Here is a 12,437-nt window from a genome sequence, read left to right on the forward strand (position 1 = left end):
CACCTGGGGCGCCGGATCCGCCGCCAGCGCGGCGAGCTCGGCGGCGTGGCCGGGGACCTTGCCGAGGCCCGTGGCCGCCGCGGCGCGCCGCGCGGGCTCGGCGGCGCTCAGTTCCCGCAGGAAGAACGCCACCTGATGCGCCGCGATCATGTTCCCCTCCGAGCCCGCTCCCGTTGGGGAGACGGTTCGCCCGGACGGCCGGTTCCCGTGTTCGCCGCGCCGGAGAAAGAGCGCGGCCGGTTCCACGGTAAGTCGCGTGATCATCTAGGCCGCCTTTGCGTCCGGTGCACCGCCCTTCTCGAAGGCTCGGGGGGTGCGCCAGAGAGCGCTATCACAGAGCGTGCCCATGGGCGCCAGCACAGTTTCCGAAAACCGGTTGCCTCCGGCCGAAAACGTTTGCTTTGAGCTGCCGTAACGGTCGAAATGGCCGCTTCCGGACGTCGGGGTGGGGGGTGTGACAAAGATCGAATAGCATCGGCCACGGACAGGAAAGACACGGGGACGATCAGTGATCGCGGCGCGGTCCCGCGGTCATTTCGGGGTCCGGCGGTGGCATTCCGGCGGCCAGGTGCATCGAGCGGGAGCCGAGGAGTCGACGTGCCGTCCGCCTCAGGGAGAGCCGATTCGCACGCGGCGAAGGGTCCCGCCGTCCGTCCGGGGCGGCCCGCGCCGCCTCCCGCGCGCCGTTCCGCCGCGGGCGGCCGGGCCGCGCGGCGCGCCGGGCGGGCGTGTCCAACTGCCGAGGGCATGCGGTCGGACACCTCCCCGCGGTACCCCCTGTCGGATTCGAACCGACACCTAGTCCCTTTTAAGGGGACTGCCTCTGCCTATTGGGCCAAGGGGGCTCAATGACTCGATCATAACCGCCGGGCCGGACATCGAAGGCCCCCGGGGCGGCCGGCCGTTGGACGATCGGAGGAATGCCGCGAGGTTGGACGATCTTGCCGGAAGTCGTTCCGGCATGCGAAACTGAATAGCCATCTCCTTGCCTTTCCGGGTAAGGCGGGAGAAAAGTTCCGGCATGCCTTGCTGAATGGGGCGCGGCGCTGGCGGCCGCCTTCCCCGGACGGCCCGTCCCGCCGTCAGGGCGCCCGGAGCCGGGTGAGAGTTCCCTGGTCACGGCCCGTCCGGGGCGGCGCGCCCGTTTCGGCTTCGCCGCGGCGCGGCCCTTGGCGGCTATCATCGTCGTGATCCGCGCGGAGCGGGGGAGCCGCGTTCTTCCCGGCTTTTCGTACGCCGCCCGTGGAGCCGGTGAGGCCCATCGGCCCGTAGGTCCCGGATGCGTAGCGTATGTCATGTGGCGTTGGTTGGTGGAGGACGGTCATGGCGAAGACTGGCAAGATCCTGCGGTTCGATGACATCAAGGGCTACGGGTTCATCGTTCCCGACAGCGGAGGCGAGGACGTGTTCGTCCACGCCAACGATCTGCTCGACGAGAAAAAGGCGTTCTCGCCCGGAACGCCCGTCGAGTTCGAGGTGGCGCAGGGAGACCGCGGCCTGAAGGCCTTCGCGGTGCGGGTCCTGGAGCCCGCGGGCCGGACGCCCGGCGGGACGGGGTCGCCGGGCGGGTCCATGGACGGGTTCCCGGCGGGCGGCTACGCGGACGCCGGCCCGGCGACGAGGCCGGAGCTCTCCGGCCTTCCGCACAGGCCGGAGGAAGACGACGGCCTCTGCGACGTCCTCTCCGCGAAGGAGTTCCTCCAGGAGGTGACCGAGCTGCTGCTCGACGAGGCGCCCGACCTGACCGGCGCCCAGATCACCCACCTGCGCCGCACGCTGCTGGCCTTCGCCCACAAGTACGGCTGGGTAGAGGGCTAGCCGGACCCCGCAGGGCCCGGCTGGCCCGTCCGGCTCGTCCGGTCGTTCAGCCGGCGTCGCCCGCCTGCTCGGACTGCGCGGACTGCGGGGTCCGCTCTGTATCCCCGGGCTGTCCTGCCTCCCCGGCCTGCTCCGTTCCTCCGGCCCGCTCCGCCTGCTCCGCCTGCTCCGTCTGCTCCGCTTCGGTCAGCGCCACCAGCAGGTCGTTCAGGCGGGTGACGAACGAGGCCGGGTCGTCGATCCGCGCGCCCAGCGTCAGCACCGCCTGGTTGTACAGGACGTGCGCCCAGTCGGCGAGGCGCGGGTCGTCCTGCCGCCGGTTGAGCCGCTCCACCAGCGGGTGCGTCGGATTGATCTCCAGTACCGGCTGGTTCGGCAGCCCCGAGCCGCGCAGCCGCTGCGCCAGCGCGAAGTCGGTGTCGGCCTCGTTCGCGACGATGCACGCGGGCGACGTCGTCAGGCGGCTCGTGACCCGCACGTCGTAGGCCCGGCCGTCCAGGGCCTCCTTCAGCTTGCCGAGCAGCGCGGCGAAGTCGGCCGAGGCCTTCTCCGCGGCCTCCTTCTCGGCCTCGTCCTCCAGGTCGCCGAAGTCCGGGACGCCCTGCGCGACGGACTGGAGCCGCTTGCCGTCGAACTCCTGGAGCAGGCCGGTCACGACCCAGTTGTCGATCAGCTCGCCCAGCAGGAGCACCTCGATCCCCTTCTTGCGGAACGCCTCCAGGTGCGGGCTGGCGGTGGCGGCGGCGAGGGTCGGGGCGAGCAGGTAGTAGATCTTGTCCTGGCCCTCCTTCATCCGCCCGACGTAGTCGCGGAACGAGACGTCCGCGTCCTGCGTGGGGGAGTGGGTGCTGGTGAAGCGCAGCAGCTCGGCGATCTCCGCGCGGTTGTCGTAGTCCTCGGCGATGCCCTCCTTCAGCACCGCGCCGAACTCGCCCCAGAACTCGGCGTACTTCTCGGGCTCCTTGCGCGCCAGGTCCTTGAGGAGCCGCAGCACCTTCTTGACGGCGCTGGAGCGGATGTGGTCGAGCGCCCGGCTGCCCTGGAGCATCTCCCGGGAGACGTTCAGCGGCAGGTCGGCCGAGTCGATGATCCCGCGGACGAACCGCAGGTAGGACGGCATGAGCTGGCCCGTGTCCTCCAGGATGAAGACCCGCTGCACGTGGAGCCGGACGCCGTGCCGAGGCTGCTGCGCGTACAGGTCATAGGGGGCGCGGGACGGGACGAACAGCAGCATCGTGTACTCGTACCGCCCCTCCACCTTGGCGTGCAGGTGGGCGATGGGGTCGGTGAAGTCGCCGCTGATGTGCCGGTAGTAGTCGCGGTAGTCCTGCTCGGTGAGCTCGCTCTTCGGACGGGTCCAGAGCGCGGACGCCTTGTTGACGGTGGGCGGGTCGTCCGCGTCGCCCTGGCCCTCGGACGGCATCACGATCGGCAGGCTGATGTGGTCGGAGTACCGCTGGATGATCGACCGCAGCCGGTGCTCGTTCAGCAGCTCCTGCTCGCCCTCGCGGAGGTGCAGCACGATCGTGGTGCCGCGCTCCGGGCGCTCGACCGTCTCCAGCGTGTACTCGCCCCTGCCCTCGGACGACCAGCGGACGCCCTCCTCGGCCGGCAGCCCGGCGCGCCGGGTCGTCAGGACGACCCGGTCGGCCACGACGAACGCCGAGTAGAAGCCCACGCCGAACTGCCCGATGAGTTCGGTGTCGGCGCGCTTGTCGTCCTTCAGCGCGCGGAGGAACTCGGCGGTCCCGGACCGGGCGATCGTGCCGATGTTCTCGATCACCTCCGCGCGGCTCATGCCGATGCCGTTGTCCTCGATGGTGATCGTGCCGGCGTCCTTGTCGAACGCGACGCGAATGCGTAGCCGTTCCCCGTCGTCCGCGAGTTCGGGCCGGGAGAACCGCTCGAAGCGCAACCGGTCGATCGCGTCGGACGCATTCGAGATCAGTTCGCGGAGGAAGATTTCCTTGTTGCTGTAGAGCGAATGGGCCATGAGGTCCAGAATCTGGGCCACCTCGGCCTGAAACGTGAATGTCTCTTCATGCGCCTCTACGGTCATGGTCTCCGTCCATGGGGAAAGGCCGGCGCGCGATCGCCCCCGGAACGATCAGACGGGCGCCGCCGGCCGATGAGCGGTGCAAGCCTAGAATTGCGGCTTCGGCGGGTCAACGGCACGCCCCTCGCGCCGGCATGCGTCCCAGCCGTGCGTCCCGTGAAGGGACCCGGCCGGGTGACCGGCCGGCGCGCCGGTCCCGGCCGCGACCGCGCCGCGGAGGCCGGGATCCGGGGCGCGGGCGCGGGCCGGGCGTTGCGCGCCGCCCGAAAAACCGCCGTCAGGCGGCGAACGGTCCGGGATCTGAGAATCCCTCGGCCAGCCCGAAATGGGGGCTGGTCACGATGCGGACGTCGCCCATGACCGTGTCGGGGCCGAGCGGATCGCGCCAGATGTTCCATACCGGCGACATGTCGAGCCCGCCCATGTAGTTGACGTTCGACGCGGCCGCGTCGTCCTGGAGGTCCTCGGCCTCGCCGACGAGCGCCTCGGTGAGCGTGCGCCGCCCGGTCTCCCGCGCCTCGCGGACGTCCGTGAGCCCGGCGGTGATGCGGGTGAAGGACTGGACGGCCTCGTCGCCGGCGCGGCTGTCCTCGTGCACGAGGCCGTGGGCGTGCGAGAAGTACTCGTCCATGCCGATGTACTGCTTGTACAGGCGGGACACGAGCACGAGGAACCGGGAGTAGGCGCGGCGGTAGACGTAGTCGAAGAACGTGAGCGCCTTCGCCTCGTCCATCTCCTTGTGCAGGACGGTGGCCACGGCCGCGGAGCCGACCAGCGCCCCGTACTGGGCGAGGTGGACGCCCGTGGACAGCAGCGGGTCGAGGAAGCAGGCGGCGTCTCCGACGATGATGTGCCCGGGGCCGCAGAACCGGTCGGACACGTAGGAGTAGTCCTGCTCGGCGCGGACCGGCCCGGTGAGGACGGCGTCCTCCAGGAGCCGGCGCATGTCCGCGGACCGTCCGAGGGCGTCGTGGTAGTAGGCGCCGAGGTCGGCGAACGAGGGCCGCTCCTCGGCGAAGCACCGCTTGTAGGTGACGTACCCGGTGCTGTACCGGCCGCCGCCCAGCGGGATGTGCCAGTACCAGCCCTCGGGCGCGGAGACGACGTTGATCGCCCCCTCCGGGCCGCCGGGCAGCGCCCGCGCGCCGTCCCAGTAGCCCCAGACCGCGATGTTCTGGAACGTCTCGTGCGGGCGGCGCATGTCGAAGTGCTGCCTCGCCAGGACGCCGGCGCGCCCGGAGGCGTCGACCAGGAAGTCGAAGCCGGTGTGGCGGATGGTGCCCTCGCGGTCGACCCAGCAGGCGGACACCGGCCGGCCCGCCTCGAACGCGACGTCCTTGACCGTGGCGCCCTCGATCACCTCCGCGCCCTGCCTGGAGGCGTTGCGGAGCAGGATGTCGTCGTAGGCGGCGCGGTCCACCTGCCAGGACCACGCGTCGGGGTCCACGAGCTCGCTCCAGTCCAGCAGCCACTTGTCGTCCTTCCAGTGGAAGACGCCGCCGCGCTTGGTCTGGAATCCGTGGGCCTGGACGGCCTCGAACGCGCCGGACAGGCGCAGCGTGGACAGGCACGAGGCGAGCAGGGACTCGCCGATGTGGTAGCGGGGGAAGGTCTCGCGTTCGAGCAGCCGCACCCGCAGGCCCGATCTCGCGAGCAGGGCGGCGGCGGTCGATCCCGCCGGGCCTCCTCCGATCACGAGGACCTGGACGTGACCGTCGCTGGAATACATGTGACGCCTCCTGTGATTGGGAAAATCCCCCTTTGTGTAGACAAGCACCGCTTTGGGTAATTTACATGTGACGATGGGTGAGGGATTGTGTGGCGACCGCGTCACCGCCCGCCGTTCGGACAGGTCAATCTTGCGCCGCGGATAGGGAACCATGGCTTGCGCCGACGCCGCCCCTCCGGCGGCCGGGTGATCCAACGGCCGATTCGGCAATCACCACAACGCGGACATTCTACGAATTTCCCCCACTGATCCTTTTCCGGGAAGTGCCCCATCGGGAGATCGTTTCTTTCCGCACGGACGTGATGGAACGTTCTCCAGGCCCGTTTTCGCAGATCACGGGCGACATCGCACTAATCCACGCGAACGCTTGCACGCCCGTCCGAGCCGGTTATAACCTAGCCGCCCCGACCGGGATGCCGACGAACTCGCTGCCATGGAGAAAAGGCATCCGAGCGCTGGACGTCCGATCGTCCCCGCCTTTTCCCGACCGCGGGGCACCGTTGTTTCGGCTTCATGGAAATCGAGGAAGTGTCCATGGCTAGATCCGGTTCGCCGGGAAGCCGGCCCTCCACCGCCTCCCTCTGGCTGACCCCGCTCCTCATGCTCGTCGCGGGCGCCGCGGTGACGCTGGTCGTGCCCGCCGGCGCCCGCGCGGGCGTCGCGCTGTGCGGCCTGGCGGCGACCGGCTTCGTCCTCTGGGAGGAGCTGCGCAGGGAGCGCGCGGTCACCGCGCTGCGGGAAGCGCACGCCGCCGCGGAGGCGACGCTGCGGCACCGGCTGGCCGGCCAGGAGGCGGCGGCCGTCCACCTCGCGACCGAGCTGCTGCCCGCCGCCCTCGACCGGCTCCGCCACGGCGCGGTCGCGGAGGACGCGGTCCGGGGCCTCGTGCCCGAGAACGGCTCGCGGCTCGGCGACGCCCACGAGCGGATGCTCCGCTCGGTCGTCGAGATCGTGGACACCCAGGTCGGCGTGCACGACGCCGCCCAGCGCGCGTTCGTGAACATCGCCCGCCGCGTCCAGGCGATCGTCCACCAGCAGGCCCTGGACATGCGGGCGATGGAGGACAAGCACGGCAACAACCCCGACGTCTTCGGCGACCTGCTCCACCTCGACCACGGCAACGCGCTGATCGGCCGCCTCGCCGACAGCGTCGCCGTCCTCGGCGGCGCCCGCCCCGGCCGCCAGTGGCGCCAGGACGTGCCGCTGTTCAACGTCCTGCGCGGGGCCATGTCCCGCATCAACGACTACAAGCGCGTCGACCTGCACTCGGTCGCCGAGTTCGCCGTCGTCGGGCCGACCGTGGAGCCGCTCATCCACGCGATCGCCGAACTGCTGGACAACGCCACACGCTACTCGCCGCCGCAGGCCCGCGTGCACCTCACCGCGATCGAGACCACCTCCGGCGTGGCGGTCGAGATCGAGGACGCCGGGGTCGGCCTCACCGACGAGGCCCGCGTCCGCGCCGAGACGGCGCTCGCGCTCGGCGCCACCGAGCTCGACCTCGACGACCTCGGCGAGACGCCGCGCCTCGGCCTCGCCGTCGTCGGGCGCCTCGCCCGCGCGAACGACTTCACCGTGGCGCTGCGCCCCTCCGCCTACGGCGGCGTCCGCGCGGTGCTGACCGTCCCGCAGGACGCCCTCACCGCCACCCCCTTCCCCGGCGGCATGATCGCCCACGCCGCCGTCCTGCCGCCGCCGAGGCCGCGGCCGCGGCCCGACCTGGGCCCGGTCGCGCCCGCCCGGGACGACGCGGACGACGGGATCGAGCGCAACGCCAACGGCCTGCCCCAGCGGCGGCGGCGCGGCGGCCGGGTGCCGGCCAGGACGGTACCGGCCCCCGCGGGCCCGGCCGCCCCGGCCCCGCCCCCGGACGCGCCCGTCCAGCCGGGCATGTGGCTGGCCGATTTCCAGGAAGGCGTCTCAGGCAGGCTCTCCGCGGGGGACGTCGACGACCCGCGCGGCGACGCGCCGATCGGGAAGGGTGAGTAGGCGGATGGCACCGCAGTCGATGAACATGGACTGGATCCTCAAGGACCTCGCGACCAGCGTCCCCGAGACCCGCCACGTCGTGGTGCTGTCCTCGGACGGGCTGACGATCGCCGAGTTCAGCCCCATCCCCGGCGCGGTCGGCACCGTCGAGACCGCCGAGCGCCTCGCCGCCGCGTGCGCGGGCCTGCAGAGCCTCGCGGGCGCGATCGCCGCGGAGTTCCCGCACGGCGACGGCCGCATGCGCCTCGTCGTCATCGAGATCGACGGCGGCTTCTTCTACCTGATGGCGGCGGGCCGCGGCGCCTACCTGGCGGTGCTCGCCGACGACGGGGTGGACGCCGGGCTGATGGGCCAGCGCATGCGCGACCTCGTCGCCCGGATCGGGGAGCACCTGAGCAGCGCGCCGCGATCGAACGAGCCGGCCGTATGAGCGGAACCGGAGCGCGGCCGGGCGGGGCCGGCGGGCCCGCCCGGCGCGGCTGGCCGGACGGCGCGCCGGAGCGGCTCTACGTGGTCGGCGCGGCCGAGGGGCCGCCCGCCGAACGCGCCCCCCTCGACCTCGTCACGCTGGTCGTGACCCGCCCGGGCGCCAAGCCGGGCGCGCACCCCGAGCACGGCGCGATCCTCCGCCTGTGCGCCGGTCCGCTGTCGATCGCCGAGCTGTCGGCCTACCTGTCGCTGCCCGCCAGCACGGTCACCGTGCTGGTCGCGGAGCTGGTGGAGGACGGCCGGGTCGAGGCCCGGGCACCGATGTCGGCGACGGCCCACCCCGTCGCCCTTCTCGAGGCGGTGATGGATGGGCTCTCCAAGATCTGACCTTGGCGAGCGCACCGGGCCGCGGGCCGGGGACGAGCTGTCCCCCTCGACCGTCGCGGCGGTGAAGGTCGTGGTCGTCGGCGGCTTCGGCGTCGGCAAGACGACCCTGGTCGGCGCGGTCAGCGAGATCCGGCCGCTCACCACCGAGGAGACGATGACGCAGGCCAGCGTCGGCGTGGACGACATCGCCGGCGTCGAGGGCAAGACCCGGACCACCGTGGCGATGGACTTCGGCCGGATCAGCCTCAACGACGAGCTCGTCCTCTACCTGTTCGGCACCCCCGGGCAGGAGCGGTTCTGGTTCCTGTGGAAGGGGCTGTTCGAAGGCGCGCTGGGCGCCGTGGTCCTCATCGACACGCGGCGGCTGGAGGTCAGCTTCGACGTCCTCGGCCGCCTGGAGGACCGGGGCGTCCCGTTCATCGTGGCCGTCAACTGCTTCCCCGACGCCCCGCCCCACCCCCTGGAGGCCATCCGGGAGGCGCTCGACCTGGAGCCGTCCGTCCCCATCGTCGAGTGCGACGCCCGCAGCCGCGCGTCCAGCCGCGACACCCTGCTGGTCCTCATGCGCTACCTGTACGACCTCACCGCAGCAACCCAGGAGCGATGACAGTGACGCCTTCCCCCGCCGGGCTGGTCAACCTCTTCTCGCCCGAGGCCGTGGCGGACCCCATGGGCACCTACGAGCGGCTCCGCGCCCGGCACGGCCCGGTCGCGCCCGTCCTGCTCGCCGACGACCTGCCCGCCTGGCTCGTCCTCGGCTACCGGGAGAACCTGGAGGTCGCCCGCACCGCCACCCGGTTCACCCGCGACTCGCGGGTCTGGAACCTCGCCCGGGAGGGCCGGGTCCCCGCCGGTTCGCCGCTGCTGCCGGTGACCGAGTGGAAGCCGGTCGTCCGGTTCGCCGAAGGCGGCGAGCACCGGCGGCTGCGGACGGCCATCAACGAGAGCCTGGCGAGGTTCAACCGCCGCGGCCTGCGCCGCCACGTCACCCGGTACGCGGGCGAGCTGATCGACGGGTTCTGCGCCGCGGGCCGCGCCGACCTCGTCCCGCGGTTCGTCCAGCACCTGCCGATGCTCGTGCTCGCCCGGCTGATCGGCATCCCCGGCCACGCCGCCCCCGGCCTCGCCCGCGCGACGCAGGACCTGATGGTCGGGGCGCGGACCGCGGTCGCCAGCAACGAGCACATCGTGGCGTGCCTGCGCGACGTCGTGGCGGACAAGCGCGCCGCGCCCGCGGGCGACCTCGCGTCCTGGCTGCTCGCCCACCCCATCGGGCTGAGCGACCCGGAGGTGGTGCAGAACCTGCGCGTCACCCTCGTGATCGCGAACGAGACCACGGTCGCCCTGATCGCGAGCACGCTGCGGATGATGCTCACCGACCCCCGCTTCCGCGCGTCCCTCGCGGGCGGCCACATGACGCTGCCCGACGCCGTGGAGCAGATCCTCTGGGACGAGCCGCCGTTCCGCACCCTGGTCGGGCGGTGGGCCACCGCCGACACCGAGCTGGGCGGGCAGAAGATCAAGGCGGGCGACATGATGCTCCTCGGCCTCGCCGCCGGCAACGCCGACCCCGCCATCCGCCCCGACCTCGCCGCGCCGCTGCTCGGCAACCGCTCGCACCTCTCCTTCGGCGGCGGCGCCCACGAGTGCCCCGGCCAGGACATCAGCCGGGCCATCGCCGAGGTGGGGATCGACACCCTCTTCCTGCGGCTCCCCGACCTGGACCTCGCCGTCCCCGAGGACGAGCTCGGCTGGAACGCGGCATGGGTGACCCGCCACCTGGCGACGCTCCCCGTAACGTTCACGCCCCGCCGCCCCGAGCCCGCCGCCCGTCCCGGACCGGCCCGCCCGCGGCCCCCGCTCGACGGTTGCCCGAGCCGCGGGCCGGGGCCCTCGGCATGGCCGTCCGCGTCACCCCGGCCCGCCTCGCGCGTGGCGTCCCTGATCCGGCTGCTGGCCCCGCACCTCCGCTGAGCTGCGGAAGGCGGGCCGGATACACTCGCCCGCGGTGGAGAGCTGGGAACTGGTGGCGCGCGAACGCGTCCGCGACGCGGTGGCCGCCTACACGCACGCCGCCGACCGGGGACGCGCCGGCGACCTGGCCGCGCTGTTCGCCCCGGACGGCGTCCTGGAGATCCGCGGCGGCGCGACCGCCGCGGGACGGGAGGCGATCGCCGCGCTCGTGGCGGGCGCCGCCGGACGCGGCTCGGCCCCGCGCCCTGACGGGCACCCGGGCGTGATCCGGCACTTCGTCGCGAACCTGCGCTTCGAGGAGGTCGCCCCGGACGCCGTCCGCGCGTCGGCGTACTTCCTCGTCATGAACGCCACCGGCCCCGACCACTGGGGCCGCTACCGCGACCTGCTCGTCCCGGGCGGCGACGAAGGGCAGTGGCTGTTCGCGCGCCGCTTCGTCAGCGTGGACGGCGCCTCCGAAACATCCGTCATGGTTTCAGGCTCGGAGTGACAGGGACTCGGCGGCACCGCCCGGCAACAGGGTCGGCCGCATGACTCGCTCCCGGACGCGCAGGCCGTCACGCGCGAGTGGCCGGTGAGCGCGATGGCCGATCGTGAGCCCGGCTGCCTAGTGTGCGACAACAACGCGCGCCTAGGCGCGCTGCCGCCGCGTGAGCGCGTCGGGGGCGACCAGTACTGGCGCGCGGCGCACGCCTGAGGTCGACGTCAGGTGGCGGGACGAGATCGCCGTCGCGCTCGGGCGGCATCTGTAGGGGCCGTCTGGTTGCTGGGATCACTCGCGTATCCTCTGGTCACGGCGAGGTGAGTGAGGTTAGCCTCGCCTAATTCGCGTCCTGCGTCGTCGGGGCGGTGGCCGGGGCACGGAGGCAGGGTGAAGGCGGAGGTTCCCACGGGACGGTCGGTGCTCCGCGGGGCGATCCGCTCGCAGCGCCGCGACGTCGCGGTGAGCGCGGTGCTCGCCTCGGCGCACCAGGTCGGCGAGACGCTCGTGCCCGTGCTCATCGGCGTGGCCATCGACCAGGCCATCGCCGGGGACGACGGGCGGGCCCTCGTCCTGTGGCTGGCCGTGCTCGCCGCCGTGTACGTCGCGCTGTCGTGGGGCTTCCGGATCGGCGCCGGCGCGGGGGAGCGGGCCGGGGCGCGGGCCGCGCACGCGCTGCGGGTCGCGCTCGTCGAGCGGGTGCTGGACCCGCGCGGCGGCGCCGGGACCGGCCGGCTGCCCGGCGCGCTCGCCGCGGTCGCCACCGAGGACGCCCGCCGCGTCGGGGCCGTGAACGTGGCGCTGATGGCCGGGATCGCCGCGCTGGTCGGCATCGCGTCCGGCGCGGCGGTGCTGCTGAGCATCTCGGTGCCGCTCGGCCTGGTCGTCGTGCTCGGGACGCCGCTGCTGCTGTGGCTCGGGCACGCGCTGAGCCGCCCGCTGGAGCGGCGCAGCCGCGCCGAGCAGGAGCGCGCGGCGCACGCGTCCGCCGTCGCCGCCGACCTGGTCGCGGGGTTGCGGGTGCTGAAGGGCGTCGGCGCCGAGTCCGCGGCCGTCGAGCGGTACCGGCGGACGAGCGGGGAGTCGCTCGCCGCGACGCTGCGGGCCGCGCGCGCCGAGGCGTGGCAGAACGGCACGGTCCTCGCCCTCACCGGGCTGTTCATCGCGCTGGTCGCGCTCGTCGGCGGGCGGCTCGCCGCGCAGGGCGAGGTCAGCCTCGGCCAGCTCGTGTCGGCGGTCGGGCTGGCGCTGCTGCTGCTCGGCCCGCTGTCGGTGCTCGCCTGGGTGAACGCCGAGCTCGCGCAGGGCCGCGCCTCCGCCGCCCGGATCGCGGACGTGCTGGCCTCGCCGTCCGCGGTGCCGGACGGGGACGGCGTGCCGCCCGCGCCGGTCGCCGGGCACGTGCGGCTGCGCGGCGTGGCGTCCGGGAGCCTGCGGTCGGTGGACCTGGAGGCGCGGCCGGGCGAGCTGCTCGGCGTCGTCGCCCCCGATCCGCGCGACGCGGCGGCGCTGCTGCGCTGCCTCGGCCGCGAGACCGACCCGGACGCCGGCACCGTCGAGCTGGACGGCGTCCC

The 12,437-nt window shown here is 73.1% G+C and carries 10 protein-coding genes and 1 tRNA gene; 8 read left to right on the forward strand and 3 right to left on the reverse strand.

Annotated elements, in window-relative coordinates; genetic code table 11:
- Window positions 1-771 precede the first annotated feature (771 nt).
- A tRNA-Leu gene (locus E1300_RS40785) sits at window positions 772-845 on the reverse strand.
- 478 nt (window positions 846-1,323) lie between these two features.
- On the opposite strand from E1300_RS40785, the gene E1300_RS40790 reads away from it, so the two are divergent.
- The gene (locus tag E1300_RS40790) at window positions 1,324-1,818 is read left to right on the forward strand and encodes a cold-shock protein (protein WP_131762645.1); all 495 of its coding nucleotides are present in this window, start codon (window positions 1,324-1,326) and stop codon (window positions 1,816-1,818) included.
- A gap of 46 nt (window positions 1,819-1,864) precedes the next feature.
- Here the strand turns inward: E1300_RS40790 and htpG are convergent, their stop codons facing one another.
- Window positions 1,865-3,877: a molecular chaperone HtpG gene (gene htpG / locus E1300_RS40795; RefSeq protein ID WP_131762646.1), complete on the reverse strand. Its 2,013-nt coding sequence runs from the start codon at window positions 3,875-3,877 to the stop codon at window positions 1,865-1,867.
- Window positions 3,878-4,151: 274 nt separating this feature from the next.
- Entirely contained in the window at window positions 4,152-5,603 is a 1,452-nt protein-coding gene (locus E1300_RS40800; RefSeq protein WP_131762647.1) for an NAD(P)/FAD-dependent oxidoreductase, read from the reverse strand.
- A gap of 534 nt (window positions 5,604-6,137) precedes the next feature.
- Here E1300_RS40800 and E1300_RS40805 point away from each other — a divergent pair.
- The 7 genes from E1300_RS40805 to E1300_RS40835 form a co-directional block, all read left to right on the forward strand.
- On the forward strand, window positions 6,138-7,592 hold the full coding sequence (locus E1300_RS40805) for an ATP-binding protein (RefSeq protein ID WP_131762648.1): 1,455 nt from the start codon (window positions 6,138-6,140) through the stop codon (window positions 7,590-7,592).
- 4 nt (window positions 7,593-7,596) lie between these two features.
- Window positions 7,597-8,022, forward strand: a complete 426-nt coding sequence (locus tag E1300_RS40810; RefSeq protein WP_131762649.1) for a roadblock/LC7 domain-containing protein — start codon at window positions 7,597-7,599, stop codon at window positions 8,020-8,022.
- Complete coding sequence (locus tag E1300_RS40815) at window positions 8,019-8,408, forward strand: DUF742 domain-containing protein (protein ID WP_131762650.1); 390 nt, start codon at window positions 8,019-8,021, stop codon at window positions 8,406-8,408. The genes E1300_RS40810 and E1300_RS40815 overlap by 4 nt, the downstream gene beginning before the upstream one ends.
- A complete protein-coding gene (locus E1300_RS40820; RefSeq protein WP_131762651.1) occupies window positions 8,389-9,015 on the forward strand; it encodes a GTP-binding protein in 627 nt (208 codons plus the stop codon). The genes E1300_RS40815 and E1300_RS40820 overlap by 20 nt, the downstream gene beginning before the upstream one ends.
- 2 nt (window positions 9,016-9,017) lie before the next feature.
- Window positions 9,018-10,382: a cytochrome P450 gene (locus E1300_RS40825; RefSeq protein ID WP_207400241.1), complete on the forward strand. Its 1,365-nt coding sequence runs from the start codon at window positions 9,018-9,020 to the stop codon at window positions 10,380-10,382.
- Between the two features lie 34 nt (window positions 10,383-10,416).
- Window positions 10,417-10,872, forward strand: coding sequence for a nuclear transport factor 2 family protein (locus E1300_RS40830; RefSeq protein ID WP_131762653.1), 456 nt, complete (start codon window positions 10,417-10,419; stop codon window positions 10,870-10,872).
- A 381-nt stretch (window positions 10,873-11,253) separates the two neighbouring features.
- Window positions 11,254-12,437, forward strand: a 1,184-nt coding sequence (locus E1300_RS40835) for an ABC transporter transmembrane domain-containing protein (protein WP_131762654.1), incomplete at its 3' end; no start/stop codon positions are given.

The organism is Actinomadura fibrosa (assembly GCF_900659615.1).
GTDB lineage: Bacteria > Actinomycetota > Actinomycetes > Streptosporangiales > Streptosporangiaceae > Spirillospora > Spirillospora fibrosa.